The organism is Lysobacter fragariae (assembly GCF_054779775.1).
Genome location: NZ_BAAGXP010000013.1, coordinates 23,008 through 40,042, shown reverse-complemented (window position 1 = coordinate 40,042; position 17,035 = coordinate 23,008). Strand labels below are relative to the sequence as shown.

Below are 17,035 nucleotides of genomic sequence, written 5' to 3'. Positions count from 1 at the left end.
GATCGCGGCCTCTGGTTTTTTCTACAGATTCAGTCATGGAGCAGGCCAACGCGCTGCTCTAGGATTTCCGCCTTTCCCGCAATTCACGGGCCGGCCATGGCCGGCCTTCCGGAGTCGTACAGATGAAAGCCCGTCCCATCGTTGCCGCCGCGCTCGTGGCCGCATCCGCCCTGGTCACCTCCGTGGCCGGTTTCGCCGTCGCCCAACAGCCCGCCCGCCCGGCCGTCGCACCCGCCAGCGACGCGATGCCCGTTCCGCCGCCGCCGAAGATCACCGGCACGGCGTGGGTGCTGGTGGATTACGCCAGCGGCAACGTGCTGGCTGGCGAGGGCTACGACACCCGCCTGGAACCGGCCAGCATCACCAAGGTGATGACCAGCTACACCATCGCGGCCGAAGTCGCAGGCGGCAAGGTCAAGCCGACCGACGCGGTGATGATGAGCGAGAACGCCTGGCGCACCGGCGGCGCCGGTACCGACGGCAGCTACAGCGGCTTCGAGGTCAACAAGACCGCGCCGCTGGAGCAGATGGAAAAAGGCATGGCGATCCAGTCCGGCAACGATGCCGCGATCGCCCTGGCCGAGCACGTCGCCGGCAGCGAGGAGAGCTTCGCCGCGCTGATGAATGCCTATGCCGCGCGCATCGGCATGAAGAACTCGCACTTCGTCAACGCGACCGGCCTGTCCGCGCAGGGTCACTACTCCACCGCGCACGACCTGGCGCTGCTGGGCCGCGCATTCATCCGCGACTTCCCCGAGACCTACGCCTACAACAGGATCAAGGAATTCACCGTCGGCCCGATAACCCAGCCCAACCGCAACCGGTTGCTGTGGCTGGATCCGGCGGTCGACGGCATCAAGACCGGCCACCATTCCGGCGCCGGTTACTGCCTGATGGCATCGGCACTGCACGGCGACCAGCGCCTGATCAGCGTGGTGATGGGATCGACCTCCGATGACCAGCGCACCACCGACAGCCAGGCGCTGCTCAACTGGGGTTTCCGTTTCTTCGAGACCCACAAGCTCTACGACGCCGGCAAGGCGATCGCCAAGCAGAAGGTGTGGAAGGGCACTGCCGACGAAGTCCAGCTCGGCCTGTCCGAGCCGATGCTGGTGACGGTGCCGCGCGGCAAGTACAACCGCCTCAAGCCGTCGATGGACCTGCCCAAGACACTCGTGGCACCGATCGCCAAGGGCCAGAAGGTCGGCACGGTGAAGGTGATGCTCGACGGCAAGATCATCGCGCAGCGTCCGCTGGTCGCGATCACGGCGGTGGAGCAGGGCGGATTCTTCAAGCGCCTGTGGGACGAGCTGTGGATGTGGTGGGAGTCGGAGTGACTTCGGGCGTCCGGGTTGGCGCGTAATCGCGGCCCGGCCCCGGTTGGGGCGCTAAGCGTGGGCTACCTCAGCGTGGCCCCCGCACCGGCAACAACACGTTGAGCGACCAGGGCTGCCTTCGGGCGGCCCTGTCTGCTTTGGACCGCCAGCGCCGCCGACACGGCGCCGATGACAACGGGCGACCGTGGTTTGACGATCCGGGAATGCGCCCCGGCGCCGGACTAAACCCGCAGGAAGTACGGAATCGCCATCAGCGCGGCGCCAATCAGGACCATACCCCAGGCGCTGGACACGAAGTACGGGAACACCATCAGCGCGATGCCGCACACCAGCGCCACCGGGGCCTGCTGGCGCCGGCCGTAGATGAAGTAGCCCAGCCCGATCGAGCTGAACACCACGCCCCACATCAGTACCGCAAAGTCCATCGGTTGGTCCGTCGGCGCGATTGGGCGCATCCTACGCTCCCTTGGATTGTCCGGCCCCGCACCCATATCGCGCCGATGGAAATCAAGTCCGAAAACGCCGAGCACGGCTTCCAGTTCCCCGGCACCTTCGAGCTGTCCGCCATGGGCGCCGCGGACAAGAACCTCGAAACCGTATTGCCCACCCTGCTGCTCGATGCCGGCATCGGGGTCGTGCAGGAGACAGTCAGCTGGAAGCATTCGTCCAATGGCCGCTATGTGTCCGTGCGGATCAGCTTCCACGCCGAAAACCGCGAGCAGTACGACCGTGCCCACGCCGTGCTGCGCGAGCATCCGGAAGTGAAGTGGACGCTGTGACCGCCCGGCAGCACGGGAGCACCTGCGCATGAACGCGAACGCCTGCCTGGATGTGTTGCCGCCTGCGGACGCGGCGGCGCCCGTGCCGGTAGCGCTGGCGCGCGACCTCGGGCGTCAGCCGTACGAGCCGGTCTGGCGCGCCATGCAGGCCTTCACCGACTCCCGCACCGACACCACGCCCGACGAACTCTGGCTGGTCGAGCATGACCCCGTCTTCACCCTGGGCCAGGCCGGCAAGCCCGAGCACGTGCTGATGCCGGGCGACATCCCGGTCATCCACGTCGACCGCGGTGGCCAGGTGACCTACCACGGCCCCGGCCAGATCGTGCTGTACCCGCTGCTGGACCTGAAGCGGCTGAAGGTGGGGGTCAAGGAGTACGTCTGCCGGGTCGAGCAGGCCATGATCGACACGCTGGCCGACTGGAACATCCATGCCCAGCGCCGCGACGGTGCCCCCGGCGTCTACGTCAACGACGCCAAGATCGGCGCCCTCGGCATCCGGGTGCGCCGGGGCTGCACCTTCCACGGCCTCGCCTTCAACATCGCGATGGACCTGGAGCCCTTCATGCGAATAAATCCTTGTGGATACGCGGGGTTGCAGGTGACCTCGATGCTAGACTTGGGCGGCCCGTCCAGCCTGGACGCGGTCAAGCCGGTGCTGGTCCAGCACATCGCCCGCCTGTTCGGGCTGTCGGTGGAAACCGCCGCGGCGCCCGAACTCCCCGCCGTCGCCTGAGTTGCCCATGTCGTCCGCTCCCGATTCCTCCGCTCCTGGCGGCTCGCTGAAGTCCATTCCCCTCGCGGTCGTGGGCGGCGATGCGCCGGCCACCCTTCAGCCGACCCCGCTCCAGGAAGGCGTGAAGCAGCTCGGTGGCGACAAGATCAACCGCTCGCCGGTGCAGTTCGCCGACGCGCCGGTGCTGCGCAAGCCCTCGTGGATCCGCGTGCGGATTCCGTCCGGCAACTCGGTGCAGCAGCTCAAGGCCAAGCTGCGCGAGAACCGCCTGGTCACGGTGTGCGAGGAAGCCAGCTGCCCGAACATCCACGAGTGCTTCAGCCACGGCACCGCGACCTTCATGATCCTGGGCGAGGTCTGCACGCGTCGCTGCTCGTTCTGCGACGTCGCCCATGGCCGTCCCAAGCCGCCGGACGCCGGCGAGCCGCTCACCCTGGCGACCACCGTCGCCGACATGGGCCTGAAGTATGTCGTGGTGACCAGCGTCGACCGCGACGACCTGCGCGATGGCGGTGCCCAGCACTTCGTCGACTGCATCGCCGCGATCCGCGAACACAGCCCGAAAACCAAGATCGAAACCCTGACGCCCGATTTCCGCGGCAAGGGCCGCATGGACCGCGCGCTGGAGATCTTCGCCAAGGGTCCGCCGGACGTGTTCAACCACAACATCGAGACGGTGCCGGATCTCTACACCAACGTGCGTCCCGGCGCCGACTACCAGTGGTCGCTGACCCTGCTGCAACGCTTCAAGGCGCAGCACCCCGACGTGGCGACCAAGAGCGGCATCATGCTCGGCCTGGGCGAGACGATGGAGCAGGTCCAGGCGACGCTGCGCGACCTGCGCGCGCACGACGTCGACATGATCACCATCGGCCAGTACCTGCAGCCGACCGCGCACCACCACCCGGTGATGCGTTACTGGACGCCGGACGAGTTCAAGGAACTGGAAACCTTCGGCTACGCGCTGGGCTTCACCCACGTGGCGTCCGGCCCGCTGGTGCGCTCGTCGTACCACGCCGACCGTTCCGCGATAGAGGCCGGCGTCGTCGCCTCGGCGTAAGCGCCGGGACGAAGCCTTCGCGGAAGCGTAGGGCGGGCTCAAGCCCGCCGCTGGTGTGGGATGTCGCGTTCAGGCTGATCTGTGCTTCACGAGGATTCGCCGGAGGGTGCCTCGACGGGTGCCGGCGGGATCGCGGATGGCGGGCTTGAGTCCGCCTTACGACCACCGGAGCACCTCATGGAATCGGCTCTGATCGTCGCGCATGCTGCGCGCCGCCCCCTGCGGCCGTGCACATTGCTGAACGCTTTCCACGCCGATTCATGGCTGTATCCGGGAAATCGGCCCGACGGCACGTTCTGATGCGTCCATGGCAGTGACAGCGCCCGCAACTTTCGGCACTGTGGGGCGGTCGAATCCCGCGACATTCTTGATCCGGGCCATACCGGCCTGCGAGCCCCCGCGATGAACTCCAAGACCCCACGCTCCTTCCCCGCACCTGCCAAGGTGCTGGTCGCCTTCCTCCTCACCGCGCCGCTGGTCCTGCTCGCCGCCGATGGCGCCGGCTCCTCCGCACGGCTCAATGGCGCCACTGCCGACCAGTCCACGGCGGCCGGCCTCGTCTATGGCCTGCTGTCCGACAGCAAGTACGCTTACCGCCCGCGCGCGCTGGACGACACGTTGTCGGCCGACATGTACAAGCGTTACCTGGAGTCGCTGGACGGCAGCAAGCAGTTCTTCACCGCGCAGGACATCGCGAAATTCGACGCGTACAAGTTCAAGTTCGATGACGCGATCAAGTCCGGCAAGCTCGATCCGGCCTACGCGATCTTCGCCGTTTACCGCCAGCGCTTCGACGCCCGCGTGGCGTATGCGCGCAGCCTGCTCAAGCAGGACATCTTCGACTTCACCGGCAGCGACAGCTTCCAGTACGACCGCGAGGACGCCCCGTGGGCTGCCGACAACGCCGCGCTCGACACGCTGTGGAAGCAGTCTGTCCGCAACGACTGGCTGCGCCTGAAGCTGGCGGGCAAGAAGCCGGAGGACATCCGCAAGACGCTCGACAAGCGCTACAACAACATGGCCAAGGGCGTGGGTGAGCTGAAGGGCGAGGACGTCTTCCAGACCTTCATCAACAGCTACGCCAACGCGATCGATCCGCACACCGATTACTTCACCCCGCGTTCGGCCGACAACTTCAACATGACGATGTCGCTGTCGCTGGAAGGCATCGGCGCGGTGCTGCAGAAGCAGGACGACGTCGTCGCGATCCGCGAGATCGTCCCCGGCGCGCCCGCCAGCAAGTCCGGCAAGCTGAAGCCCGGTGACCGCGTCGTGGCCGTCGGCCAGGGCGAGAGCGGACCGATGGATGACGTGATCGGCTGGCGCATCGACGACGTCGTCGACAAGATCCGCGGCGCCAAGGGCACCAAGGTGCGGCTGGACGTCATTCCGGCCGAAGCCGGCCTGGACAGCCATCCCAACCGCGTCGTGCTGGTGCGCGACAAGGTGCGCCTGGAAGACCAGGCGGCGAAGTCGGAAATCATCAACCTGCCGGCGACCAACGGCGCGCCCGCGCGTCGCGTCGGCGTGATCAAGCTGCCCGGCTTCTACCAGGACTTCGAAGGCCGCCGCCGCAACGATGGCGACTACGCATCGGCGACGCGCGACGTCGCCAAGCTGCTCGCACAGTTGCGCACGCAGAACGTCGAAGGCGTGGTGCTGGACCTGCGCAACAACGGCGGTGGTTCGCTGACCGAAGCCATCGAGCTCACCGGTCTGTTCATCGATCGCGGCCCGGTGGTGCAGGTGCGCGAATCCGGTGGACGCGTCGGGGTGGAAGGCGACACCGATGCCGGCATCGCGTGGGAAGGCCCGCTCGCGGTGCTGATCAATCGCGGTTCGGCCTCCGCGTCGGAAATCTTCGCGGGCGCCATCCAGGACTACGGTCGTGGCCTGATCATCGGCGAGACCACCTTCGGCAAGGGCACCGTGCAGAACCTGTTCGACCTCGACCGCTGGCCGGCGAATGAGAGCGCGCGCTTCGGCCAGGTCAAGTTCACCATGGCGCAGTTCTTCCGCGTCAGCGGCGGCAGCACGCAGAACAAGGGCGTGGCGCCGGACATCGCATTCCCGGTCACCGTGGATGCGAGCGAGTTCGGCGAAAGCACCTACGACAACGCGCTGCCGTGGACCCGGATCGCGGGCGTCCAGCACACGCGCTACGGCAACTTTGCGCCGCTGTTGCCGAAGCTGGAATCCATGCACGCCGCACGCGTTGCCAAGGACAAGGAATTCCAGTGGTGGAGCGAGGACGTCGCCCAGTTCCGCGTCGATCGCGCCAAGAAGTCGGTATCGCTCAACGAGGCTGATCGCCGCGCCGAGCGTGACCGCGACGTCGCCAAGCGCAAGCAGCGCCAGGAAGAACGCAAGGCACTGGGCCTGGCGATCGATCCGCTGGCCGACGACAGCGCCGATGACGGCCTGGCGTCGAGCGAGCGCGACATCGCCAAGGACGCGGCGCGCGAGAAGCTCGCCGAACAGCGTCCCGATCCGCTGCTGCGCGAATCCGCTTCGATCCTCGCCGACGCCGTCCAGCTGCTGAACAACGACGGCACGCTGTCGGCGCAGGTGCTGCCGGAGGCCTCCAAGCCCGGGCATTGGGCGGACTGACGGGGCATTTCCCAGGCTGCGCCCGGGAAACCCCACCCTGCGCTGCCACACCCCCATTCGCGCCTGCAGCGCGAATCGCCCCCTGACTCAGGGGGCTGTGTGCAGCGTGGAGGCTGGTCGCAAGAATCGGATATCGGGCACCTTCGGGTGCCCGTTACGCTTGGGGCCATGAACGCCATGGTCAAGAAAACCACCGCCTTTGGAGCCGGGTCGCAGGACAGGCTCGAGCTGGCCCGCAGCCTGCTGGATGCCGGCGAGCCGTCGTTGAACGAGCTGGCGGTCGCCGTCGGGCTCAGCCCATCGCACCTGCAACGCCGCTTCACCGCGCGCTTCGGCATCAGTCCCGCCGAATACCTCGCGCAGCGCAAGCTGGGCACGTTGAAGTCGGCATTGCGCGGCGGCAGCGATGTCAGCGCCGCGTTGTACGACGCCGGCTACGGTTCGCCTTCGCGTGTCTACGAGCGCGGCGCGGCGAAGCTGGGCATGACACCGGCGCGCTACCGTGCCGGCGGCGTCGGCGAGGACATCCGCTGGAGCCTGATCGATACCGCATTGGGCACCGCACTGGTGGCGACCACGCGACGCGGCATCTGCATGGTCGAACTGGGCGAGGATCCGGCACTGCTGGAGGCGAAGCTGCGCAGCGAATTCCCGCATGCCACGCTGGATCGCGTGGATGCCGGTCGTGACGAATTCCTCGCGCCGCGCCTGCGCGCCGTTGCCGATGCGCTGGCGGGAAAGCAGGCGCAGGTCGACATCGACCTCATCGGTACGGTCTTCCAGAAGAAGGTCTGGGACGCGCTGATGAAAATCCCGCGCGGCCAGACTCGCAGTTACGCGGAAGTCGCCGCGCAGCTGGGTGCGCCGCGCGGCGCCCGCGCGGTGGCAAGCGCCTGCGCGCACAACCGCGTCGCGATCGTGGTGCCATGCCACCGCGTGGTGCGCGGCGATGGTTCGCTGGGCGGTTATCGCTGGGGGCTGCCGCTCAAGCAGCAGGTGCTCGAGCGCGAAAAGGCCGCGTGACAGGTCGTCTTGGGTGGCGTTGCCGATGCGCTGTCATGACGAAGATGAATGGCCTCGCGGCCGATTCTTCATGGCGCTGCCCCGCGTCCCACAGGCAGGAAGCGATAGGGACCAGGTAGACGTGCTCAGCGCTTGCGCCGCGTGGGCGGCCGTGTCGGCAGCGCCAATCCCAGCTTGACCGGCTCGAACACCATTCGCGTTTCGTAACGCTTGAGGTTGTCGTCGCCGCCGAACAAACGCTCGGCGACTTCGCGCGTATGCGCGAGGCCGGTGGTGGCCAGGACCACCAGGTAGTCCCATTCGCCGGCCAGCACGTAGCACTGCTGCACTTCCGGTGCCGCGCGCAGGCGGGTGTAGAGGGTAGCTGCGTGCCGCGCCGATTCGCGCTCCAGCGCGACCAGCACCATGGCGAGGGTGATGTTGCTCAACTGAGCGGGATTGAGCACCGCGACCTGCCGCATCAAACCGCTGTCGCGGTAGCGCTTGATCCGGCGCTGTACCGCGCTGGCCGACAGGCCGACTTTCTCGCCCAGTTCGGTCAGGGTCACGCCGGCGTCGCGCTGGAGGAGCTCCAGCAGGCGATGGTCGAATTCGTCCAGGGTGAGGGGTGCGGACATTACGCAAAATTATTGCGTTCATGCGCATGTTTTTTCAACCGTGATGCTTGGCGCATCGATACGATTTTTCCATCACGTCGATGGCCGATCGCAAGGGAACCCCACATGATCCCGCTGGACCAGTTGTTGCTGTTCGCCGCCACCGCGCTGGTGATGGTGCTCACACCCGGGCCGAACATGGTGTACCTGGTGTCGCGGTCGGTGAGTCAGGGGCCGCGCGCCGGAGTGATTTCCCTGTTTGGCGTGGTCGCGGCCTTCCTGCTGCACCTGTCAGCCGTGGCCGCCGGGCTGACCACGCTGTTCATGGCGGTGCCGCTGGCGTATGAGGCGCTCAAGCTGGCCGGTGCAGGCTACCTGCTGTACCTGGCCTGGCAGGCGGTAAAGCCGGGCGCCCGTTCTCCGCTGCAGCCAGCGCTGCTGCCGCCGGACTCTCCGGGCAAGCTGTTCCGCATGGGCTTTCTGACCTGCCTGCTCAATCCCAAGGCGGCGGTGCTGTACCTGTCGATCCTCCCGCAGTTCATCGATCCGCATCGCGGTTCGGTATTCGCACAGAGCGTTGCGCTGGGCGCCTTGCAGATCACGATCAGCTTCACCTTCAATCTGTTGATCGCGCTGTCGGCTGCGGGCATCGCCTCGTGGTTTTCGCGCAAGCCGACGTGGATGGCGGCACAGCGCTACATGATGGGTGGCGTGTTGGGCGGGCTCGCGTTGCGCATGGCGCTGGAACCGCGGCGCCTGGCCTGACCTGGGCATCGAGGGCCGGGCACAAGGAGAACAGTGATGAACGACGCGACATTGCAGGCGCTGGCCGATTTCCCGCGGTTGCTGGCGGCGCACTATGCAGCGGTACCTGCGGGTTTCGCGCACTGGGCGCCCGCGTCGTGGGAGGGCATTCCGAGTGAGCACTTCACGCCCATCGAACAGCTCGCGCACGTGCGCGACATCGAGATCATCGGCTACCAGGTGCGCATCGATCGCACGCTGCGCGAGGATTGCCCGCTGCTTGCCGACATCGACAGCTACGCGCTCGCGGCGCAGCGTGGTTACGCCACGAATACCGATGCAACCAGGGCGCTGGAGGAGTTCAGCGTGGCGCGCCAGCACACCGTGCGACGACTTGCCACACTGTCTGATGAGGCGCTGTCGCGGCGTGCGATCTTCGACGGCGTGGGGCCGGTGACGGTACGTGGCCTCATCCATCATCTGTGCAGTCACGACCAGCAGCACCTGGCGGGATTGCAATGGTTGCTCGCACGCATCGACGCGGCGCGCCTGGAAGGAGTGCGCCCGGAAGGAGCGCGCATGAAAGGCGCACGCATGGACGCGACGCATATTGAACCAGCGCGCACGGAGGCAGCGCATACGGAAGAAGCGCGCATCAAGGCAACTTGAACGCATCCCCTGCAATTTCGTCAACGCAACCGGCCCCCAGATCATGAACACCATTGCAGCACCCGCGCCACGCACCGCCTCCGCGCTCGCCGTTGCACTCGCGCTGGCATCGGTCTACGTGCTGTGGGGTTCGACCTACCTTGCCATCCGCTTCGCGCTGGAGGGCTACCCGCCGTTCCTGCTTGGTGCGATTCGCATGACCATCGCCGGATCGCTCATGTACGCCGTGCTGCGCTGGCGCGGCGTCAAGCCGCCGACCCGCGCGCAGTGGCGCACGCTGGGGGTGCTGTCGATCTGGATGGTCGTGCTGTCGAACGCGATGGTGAATCTGGCCGAGACCCAGGTGAGTTCCGGCCTGGCCGCGATCGCGGTGGCGTCGATGCCGCTGTTCGCTGGCGTGTTCGCGATGCTGCGCGGACGGCATCCGTCGCGGATCGAATGGGTCGGGCTGGTGGTCGGATTCCTTGGCGTGATCTGGCTCAGCGTCGGCGGTGAGTTGTCGGGATCGATGCTCGGACTCGTGTGCCTGATCATCGCGCCGCTGGCCTGGGCGTGGGGATCGATCTGGAGCCGCGACCTCGACCTGCCCGAACCCTTCATGGCCGCGGCCGCGCAGATGCTGATGGGTGCCGCGTGGCTGTACCCGCTCGCGTTGCTGAAGGGCGAGCGACTCGTCGCCATGCCGTCGATGGGCGCAACGGCGGCGTTGCTGTACCTGGTCGTCGCGGGCTCGATCTTCGGTTTCACCGCGTATATCTGGTTGCTGCACCACGTGCGGCCGGCGCTCGCGACGAGCTATGCGTACGTGAATCCGCCGCTGGCGGTGTTGATCGGCGCGCTCATTGGCGGCGAAACCTTCAGCGCCCGCGACCTGGGCGCGATGGCGGTGATCCTGGTGGGCGTGGTGATCATTACCCTCGCGAAGGCGCGCGCTTCGGCGCCGTCCGCGCCGGCGTCGCCCGCCAAGCCTGTCGGCGACCCGGCAAGCGAACCCGCCAACGAGCCCGTCGCATGAATCCGGCCACGGAAAACCGCACGGGCCTGTGGGTCGCTGTTGCATCGTTCGTGCTGTGGGGCTTGATGCCGTTGTACTGGCACCTGCTCAAGGCCGTGCCGTCGTTGCAGGTGGTCGCGCACCGGGTGGTGTGGAGCACGCTGCTGGTCGTCGCGTGGCTGGCATGGAAGAACGGCCGCGCCTGGCTTCGCACCGCCCTGGCACGACCGCGCGCGGCGTGGATGCTGGCGCTGAGCGGCGCGCTGATCGGCTTCAACTGGAGCCTGTACATCTGGGCGATCAACGCCGGCCACGTTGTCGAAAGCAGCCTCGGGTATTTCATCAATCCGCTGTTGAACGTCGTGCTGGGTGTTGCTTTCCTGCATGAGCGCCTGAGCCGCGCGCAATGGGCGGCGGTTGCACTGGCGGCGCTGGGTGTTGGCTGGCTCACCGTGCAATTCGGGCAGCCACCGTGGATCGCGATCTGCCTGGCGTTGTCGTTTGCGTTGTATGGATTGCTGCGCAAGCTGCTTTCCATTGATGCCGTCACCGGGTTGGGCGTGGAAAGCGTCTACCTGTTTTTGCCGGCACTCGTTGTCCTGGGCTGGGGCGAAACGCAGGGGCAGGGAGGTTTCCTGCCGCTGCCGGGTGCGCCAGGTTGGGGCCCAGGTGTGGCCGCGCTGCTCGTATTCGGCGGCGCGCTGACGGCGTTACCGCTGATCGGTTTCGCCTTCGCAGTGCGGCGCGTGCCGTTGTCCACGGTCGGCCTGCTGCAGTACATCGCGCCGACGCTGCAGTTCCTCACCGGCGTGTTTGTGTTCCATGAAGCCTTCGGCCAGGATCGCCTGGTCGGCTTCCTTTGCATCTGGTCGGGGCTGGCCGTGTTCGCGGGCGAGAGCCTGTGGCGCAGTCGCCGATCTGCACCGATGGAATCTTCGCCGTTGAAGTCAGCACCGGTGATGCCGGTACCGGCGGTTTCGGTTGCTGCGGACGAAACCCGATGAGTACGGTCGACATCCACCGCGCCGAAACCGACGCCGACATCGCGGCGACGTTCCCGGTGATGCGCCAGTTGCGACCGCAGCTCGAACAGGAGCGCTACGTCGCGAAGATGCGCGACCTGCAGGCAAGCGATGGCTTGCGGCTGCTGGCCTTGCGGGTCGATGGCGAGGTTCGCGCCGTCGCCAGTTACCGCATCATGAACATGCTGTATTGCGGACGATTGCTGTACGTCGACGACCTGGTCACGGACGAAGCGACGCGTTCGCAGGGCCATGGCGCGCAGCTGATCGCCCGGCTGAAGGAAGAGGGCCGGGCGCAGGGCTGCAGCGAGATCCAGCTGATCTCGAACGTGAAGCGCGAGCATGCGCACCGTTTCTATTTCCGCGAAGGCTTCGGCATCGAGTGTTTCCACTTCCGGGCCAGGCTTGCGGAATCCTGACCGGATCTCGCTCCGCGTCGCGCATTCGAGCTGCTGAGAAAAAAACAGGCCGCGATCGCTCGCGGCCTGCTTCGTGTCCAATTGCGTCGTTGGACTACGCCGCGCGCAACGCCGTCGTCACGGGCATTCGCGCCGCCCGCCACGCTGGCAGCAGACCGCCGAAGAAGCCGATCACCAGCGCGATCATCAAGCCGGTGCCCACCAATGCTGGTGTGACCTTGAATGCGAACACCACCTGGGTGAAGTTCTCGCCCAGTGTCGATACCGAGAAGTTGTTGAACAGCAGGTAGGCGATCACCGCACCCAGCACGCCGCCAGCAAACGCCAGCACCAGCGACTCGATCATCACCGACGCCAACACCGGCATGCCGCCGAAACCGATCGCACGCAGCGTGGCGATTTCCTTGGCACGCGTAGCGACTGCCGCATACATGGTGTTGAGCGCAGCGAAGATCGCACCCAGCGCCATGATGAAAGTGACCACGCCAGCCAGGAAGCCGATCTGCTTGCGGAAGTTCTTGGTCTGACCGCTGAAGTACTCCTGCTGGCTCTTCACGTCGACGGTTAGGCGCGGATCGGTCTTCAGGCTGTCCTGCAACGTCTTCTGGCCGTTCGCGCCGTCCAGGCCGACCAGCACCGAGCTGTAGCCGCCGCGGTTGAACGTCGTCTGCGCGACCTCCGCATCCGCCCACAGCTCGCTGTCGTAGGCGTCGCCGGACTCGAACACGCCGACCACGGTCCAGTCCGAACCGCGCATACGCAACGTCTTGCCGATCTCGGCGCCCTGGAACTGACGGGTGACGCCGCGACCGACGATCAGTTCGCGCAGGCCGGTGCGGAACTTGCGGCCTTCGACGATCTTCAGCTGTGGGCGCAGCGCGAACGCGTTGGGCTCGACGCCGCGCACGGTGATGTTGGCACCGTTCTTCTCGTCGCCCTGGCGCACCAGCTCGGCGATCACGATCATCTCGGCCGAAGCCAGCGGCTTGCCGTCGGCGCCCTTGCGGATGCCCGGGGCCTGCTTGATGAGCGTGGCCGAATCGCGACCAAAGCCGGAATTGAGCTCGGCATCCGAGCCGCCACGCAGGATGATCGCGTTGTCGGTACTGCCAGTCGACGACAGCGTCTTTTCGAAGCCGGTAGCCATGGCGAGCAGCGCGGTGAACACGGCGACGACGCCGGCCAGGCCGACGACGATCACCAGCGAGGAGGCCCAACGCTCGGGAATGCTCTTGAGGTTCAGGCCGGTGATAGCGGTGATTTGACTCAGCATGATGTTCTCCTCAGCGTCCGGCCAATGCGTCGACGATCTTCAGGCGGCGTGCGCGCAGTGCCGGCAGCAGGCCGACGGCCAGGCTCATCAGCACGATCGCGATCAGGCCGGTCATCCACACCCAGCCGTTCACGCCCAGCGCGAACTGGCCGCCGGTGCCCTTCTCGATCATGGCGCCGAACAGCGTCGCGATGGACATGCCCACGACGCCGCCGAACAGACAAAGCGCGGCGGCTTCGGCCAGCACGAAGCCCAGCACGGTGCCGTCGGAGAAGCCCAGCGTCTTGAGTACCGCCAGTTCCGGAATGCGCTCGCGCACGCTCTGCGCCATGGTGTTGCCCACCACCAGCAGCAGGGTGAAGAACACGGCGAACAGGATCCAGCGCACGATCATGCCGATGTCGCCGATCTGCTTGATGAATCCGACGTTGAAGTCCTTTTCGGTCTGCGTCTTGGTCTCGTCCGGCGAGTTCTCGAACATCTTGTCGACGGTGCTGCTGATCTTCGCGCCATCGGCTCCGGGAGCCAGTTTCAACATGAAGAAGTTGGTGCGGCCGTTGCTGAACTGATTGGCCTCGTCGAAGTAGTCGTGGCTGATGAAGACCGTGTTGGTCTGCTTCTGCCAATTCTCGTCGCTGCCGTCGTAGATGCCGACGAGGTCAAAGGCCCAGGCCTTGCTGCCGTCCTTCTGCGGGTAGATGTTGGAACGGATCGGGATCTTCTGCCCGATCTTCCAGCCGTACTGATTCGCGACCTGGCGGCCCGCGATCATCGCGGTGCGGGTATTGGCGAATGCCTTCCATTGCGCCTCGGGCATCACCCATTCCGGGTACACGTCGTGCTGGCGTATCGGGTCGACAGCGAACACGAACAGGGGCGTGTTCTCCTGCCACACGCCGCCGAACCACTGCATGTGCGCGACGCGCGCCACGCCCGGCACGGCTTCCAGCTTGGGCATCATGCTCAGCGGGATGGGCTGGGTGAACGACACGCGCGCCTGCGTCACCAGACGGGTGGCGCCGATGAAGTCGGCGCCCGCATCGAAGATGTGGTTCACCGACTGCAGCAGGCCGAACAGCAGGAAGGCCATGATCACCGACAACAGCGTCAGGAACGTACGGGTCTTCTTGCGGAACAGGTTGGCGAATACGAATCCGGTCTTGGTCATGGGCTGATCCTCCGGTTACCGGTGCGCATCACACGCCCACGCTCTGTTCGGCGAGGCGGCCCTTGTCGAGGTGCAGGGTGCGGTTGGCGTACTCGGCGGCGAGCGGATCATGGGTGACCATGACGATCGTCTTGCCGTGTTCGCGGTTGAGCGCCTGCAACAGCTTGAGGATCTCGTCGGCGGTGGCGCGGTCTAGGTCGCCGGTCGGCTCGTCACAGACCAGCAGGTGCGGGTCGGAGACGATCGCGCGGGCGATCGCGACGCGCTGTTCCTGGCCACCGGAGAGTTCGCGCGGCTTGTGCTTGGCACGATCGGCCAGGCCCACGACCTGCAGCGCGACCTGCACGCTCTTCTTTCGCTGCGCCGCGGACAGCTTGGTCAGCAGCAGCGGCAATTCGACGTTGCCCTCTGCTGTGAGCACCGGCATCAGGTTGTAGAACTGGAACACGAAGCCGACATTCTGGCTGCGCCAGTGCGCGAGCTGGCCGCCCTTGAGCGTGTCGATGCGCTGGCCGTCGACGCTGATCTCGCCGGAACTGGGCGTGTCGAGGCCGCCGATCAGATTGAGCAGCGTGGTCTTGCCGGAACCCGACGGACCCATCAGCGCGACGAAGTCGCCGCGCGGCACGTCGATGTTGAGGCCGTGCAGCACTTCCACCTTCTGCTTGCCGCGCTCGTACGACTTGGTGACGTTGTGGATGCGGATCATCGCGTCGTGCTTGCTCATGTCGCTCATGTCGTTCATTGCCTGCCTCGATCCTTTCGACGGGTTGTTCGTGGTTCGCACACATCCGGACCGGTTCTTGCAGGCACGGCGTGCGGAGTCCGGATTATTTGCTTTCGGAGATCTCGACTTCGTCGCCGTCCTTCAGCGTTGCCGGCGCCTCGGTGATGACCTGCTCGCCGGCGCTGACGCCCGCCAGCACCTGGCGGTTGTCGCCGAGGTTGCCGCCCAGCTTCACGGCGCGCCGTTCGGCCTTGCCGTCATGCAGGACGAAAACGATGTCCTGGTCGCCGTCCTTGCGCAGCGCCGCGGCGGGCAGCTGCGTGCGCGGCGCGGACTGGGCGACGGCCGCGGCTTTCTTGTCTTCCTGCTCAAGGAACGACACGCGTACGCCCATGTCCGGCACGATCCGCGCGTCCTTCGACTTCAGCGCGATGCGCACCTTCACCGTGGCCTTGGCGCGGTCGGCGGTCGGGATGATCGCGATCACTTCGGCAGGAATGCGCCAATCCGGATAGGCGTTGAGCACGGCTTCCACCGGCATCTTCGGCTGCACGCGGCCGATGTAGGACTCGCTGACGTCGACCTCGACCTCCAGCGAATCCATGTCGACGATGGTGCCGATGCCGGTGCGGGTGAAGCCGCCGCCGGCCGACAGCGGCGAAACGATTTCGCCCGGCTGCGCCGCCTTCGCGATCACCACGCCGGCGAACGGCGCGCGAACGATGGTGTTGTCCACGCCCTGCGAAGCGATACGCAGCCCGCTGCCGGCCACCTGCGCGTTGCGCTGCGCGGTCTGCACGCGTGCACGCAGGGCGTCGCGCGTGGCGATGGCGGTGTCGAACTGCGCCTTCGAGACCAGTTGCTGCTTCACCAGTCCTTCGAGGCGCCGCGCGTTGGCTTCTGCTTCGGTGAGCTGCGCCTGCACCGCGGAAATTTCGCTGCGCGATGCCGCCAGCTGCGAAGCGGCGAGGTCACGCTGTGCATCGGCATCGATCGGGTCGAGCGTGGCCATGATCTGTCCAGCTTCGACGCGCTGGCCTTCCTCGATCAGAACTTCGCGCACCTTGCCGGTGATCTTGGACGACACCGTGGCCATGCGCCGCGCGACGACGTAGCCCGTCGCGTCCAGCACCGAAGCGCTGCCACCATTGTCGAGGGCAGTGACACTGGCGGTGCGCACCTGGATGGCGTCGTCGCCACGCAGCAGCGCCCAACCGATCCCGCCCGCCAACGCGACGGCAACGACCCCGATGACGATCCACTTGCCGCGACCAGTGTCGGCCGGAGGTGGCGCGCTGCGATCGATGCGCAGTTCCTTGAGCAGATCGGCGTTGTTCATTCCATCCTTCATTGCGTTGGCTGCAGGCGGCGCACCGCGCTTCGGGCGCCGGACAACGACGAAGTTTCGCCGTAGTGGTGCGGCGGACGCTACCTGCCGGAAGTCAGTTTCTCGCGCTGCGTACTCTGCGGCGCTCCTGTCTCACCCAGTGTGACGGCTCCCGCCGATGCCGCCAATCTCACGCAGGGTGAGGGTTCTGGCGACATATCGGGGCTGGCGCCCCTGCTGCGACCGAAGTGAATCCGCAATTCCGGGACAATCCGGAGTCAGGGGGGGCCTGATTGCGACCGGATCGCGCCCGGCCAGCCCGGTATCGCTACGATTTCTGGCCTCGCAGCCCCATGCGTGGTGAAATGCTCACCGAAGCGGGGGTACCCCGCCGGCTCGCCGGCGGTGGTTGAGACAGACCCTTCGAACCTGATGCGGTTGAGACCGCCGTAGGGAAGCTTCGCGGAGCGGCCTCGATCCGTCCCGCGCCGCCGCTTCGTCCGCGCCGCGATGAGCTTCCGGCTGCCATTGAGTCCAACGCGCCGCAGCGC

15 protein-coding genes, 2 pseudogenes and 1 riboswitch are annotated in these 17,035 nt (G+C 66.4%); of the genes and pseudogenes, 11 read left to right on the top strand and 6 right to left on the bottom strand.

Going from position 1 to position 17,035, the window contains the following annotated elements:
- The first annotated feature begins 122 nt into the window (after window positions 1-122).
- Window positions 123-1,337 carry a D-alanyl-D-alanine carboxypeptidase family protein gene (locus tag ACYVD7_RS13700; RefSeq protein ID WP_460764319.1) on the top strand — a complete coding sequence of 405 codons (1,215 nt, stop codon included), beginning with the start codon at window positions 123-125 and terminating at the stop codon, window positions 1,335-1,337.
- Window positions 1,338-1,558: 221 nt separating this feature from the next.
- Here ACYVD7_RS13700 and ACYVD7_RS13695 read toward each other — a convergent pair whose 3' ends face one another.
- On the bottom strand, window positions 1,559-1,792 hold the full coding sequence (locus ACYVD7_RS13695; RefSeq protein WP_460764317.1) for a hypothetical protein: 234 nt from the start codon (window positions 1,790-1,792) through the stop codon (window positions 1,559-1,561).
- Window positions 1,793-1,837: 45 nt separating this feature from the next.
- Between ACYVD7_RS13695 and ACYVD7_RS13690 the strand changes: the two genes are divergently transcribed.
- The 5 genes from ACYVD7_RS13690 (at window position 1,838) to ACYVD7_RS13670 (ending at window position 7,545) form a co-directional block, all read left to right on the top strand.
- Window positions 1,838-2,116 (top strand): DUF493 family protein, encoded by a 279-nt coding sequence (locus tag ACYVD7_RS13690; RefSeq protein ID WP_460764315.1) that lies wholly within the window; start codon window positions 1,838-1,840, stop codon window positions 2,114-2,116.
- A gap of 28 nt (window positions 2,117-2,144) precedes the next feature.
- A complete protein-coding gene (gene lipB, locus ACYVD7_RS13685; protein ID WP_460764313.1) occupies window positions 2,145-2,852 on the top strand; it encodes a lipoyl(octanoyl) transferase LipB in 708 nt (235 codons plus the stop codon).
- Between the two features lie 7 nt (window positions 2,853-2,859).
- Window positions 2,860-3,912 (top strand): lipoyl synthase, encoded by a 1,053-nt coding sequence (gene lipA / locus ACYVD7_RS13680; RefSeq protein WP_460764311.1) that lies wholly within the window; start codon window positions 2,860-2,862, stop codon window positions 3,910-3,912.
- 402 nt (window positions 3,913-4,314) lie between these two features.
- Window positions 4,315-6,522, top strand: coding sequence for a carboxy terminal-processing peptidase (locus tag ACYVD7_RS13675; protein WP_460764309.1), 2,208 nt, complete (start codon window positions 4,315-4,317; stop codon window positions 6,520-6,522).
- A 168-nt stretch (window positions 6,523-6,690) separates the two neighbouring features.
- Window positions 6,691-7,545, top strand: a complete 855-nt coding sequence (locus ACYVD7_RS13670; protein WP_460764307.1) for a bifunctional transcriptional activator/DNA repair enzyme AdaA — start codon at window positions 6,691-6,693, stop codon at window positions 7,543-7,545.
- A gap of 125 nt (window positions 7,546-7,670) precedes the next feature.
- Here the strand turns inward: ACYVD7_RS13670 and ACYVD7_RS13665 are convergent, their stop codons facing one another.
- Window positions 7,671-8,162 (bottom strand): Lrp/AsnC family transcriptional regulator, encoded by a 492-nt coding sequence (locus tag ACYVD7_RS13665; protein WP_460764305.1) that lies wholly within the window; start codon window positions 8,160-8,162, stop codon window positions 7,671-7,673.
- Window positions 8,163-8,267: 105 nt separating this feature from the next.
- Between ACYVD7_RS13665 and ACYVD7_RS13660 the strand changes: the two genes are divergently transcribed.
- The 5 genes and pseudogenes from ACYVD7_RS13660 (at window position 8,268) to ACYVD7_RS13640 (ending at window position 11,989) form a co-directional block, all read left to right on the top strand.
- On the top strand, window positions 8,268-8,906 hold the full coding sequence (locus ACYVD7_RS13660) for a LysE family translocator (RefSeq protein WP_460764303.1): 639 nt from the start codon (window positions 8,268-8,270) through the stop codon (window positions 8,904-8,906).
- A 36-nt stretch (window positions 8,907-8,942) separates the two neighbouring features.
- Window positions 8,943-9,554: a DinB family protein gene (locus ACYVD7_RS13655; protein WP_460764539.1), complete on the top strand. Its 612-nt coding sequence runs from the start codon at window positions 8,943-8,945 to the stop codon at window positions 9,552-9,554.
- Window positions 9,555-9,597: 43 nt separating this feature from the next.
- Window positions 9,598-10,485, top strand: a pseudogene (yedA, locus tag ACYVD7_RS13650) (drug/metabolite exporter YedA); the annotation flags it as partial.
- 80 nt (window positions 10,486-10,565) lie between these two features.
- Window positions 10,566-11,465 (top strand): annotated as a pseudogene (gene rarD, locus ACYVD7_RS13645) (EamA family transporter RarD); the annotation flags it as partial.
- Window positions 11,466-11,548: 83 nt separating this feature from the next.
- On the top strand, window positions 11,549-11,989 hold the full coding sequence (locus tag ACYVD7_RS13640; RefSeq protein WP_460764301.1) for a GNAT family N-acetyltransferase: 441 nt from the start codon (window positions 11,549-11,551) through the stop codon (window positions 11,987-11,989).
- A 94-nt stretch (window positions 11,990-12,083) separates the two neighbouring features.
- On the opposite strand, the gene ACYVD7_RS13635 is transcribed toward ACYVD7_RS13640, so the two are convergent.
- The 4 genes from ACYVD7_RS13635 to ACYVD7_RS13620 form a co-directional block, all read right to left on the bottom strand.
- Window positions 12,084-13,262 carry an ABC transporter permease gene (locus ACYVD7_RS13635; protein WP_460764299.1) on the bottom strand — a complete coding sequence of 393 codons (1,179 nt, stop codon included), beginning with the start codon at window positions 13,260-13,262 and terminating at the stop codon, window positions 12,084-12,086.
- A gap of 10 nt (window positions 13,263-13,272) precedes the next feature.
- Window positions 13,273-14,430: an ABC transporter permease gene (locus ACYVD7_RS13630; RefSeq protein ID WP_460764297.1), complete on the bottom strand. Its 1,158-nt coding sequence runs from the start codon at window positions 14,428-14,430 to the stop codon at window positions 13,273-13,275.
- 28 nt (window positions 14,431-14,458) lie between these two features.
- Window positions 14,459-15,175, bottom strand: coding sequence for an ABC transporter ATP-binding protein (locus tag ACYVD7_RS13625; RefSeq protein WP_460764295.1), 717 nt, complete (start codon window positions 15,173-15,175; stop codon window positions 14,459-14,461).
- Between the two features lie 85 nt (window positions 15,176-15,260).
- Window positions 15,261-16,496: an efflux RND transporter periplasmic adaptor subunit gene (locus tag ACYVD7_RS13620; protein WP_460764293.1), complete on the bottom strand. Its 1,236-nt coding sequence runs from the start codon at window positions 16,494-16,496 to the stop codon at window positions 15,261-15,263.
- 357 nt (window positions 16,497-16,853) lie between these two features.
- A riboswitch (TPP riboswitch) is annotated at window positions 16,854-16,958 on the top strand.
- Window positions 16,959-17,035 lie beyond the last annotated feature (77 nt).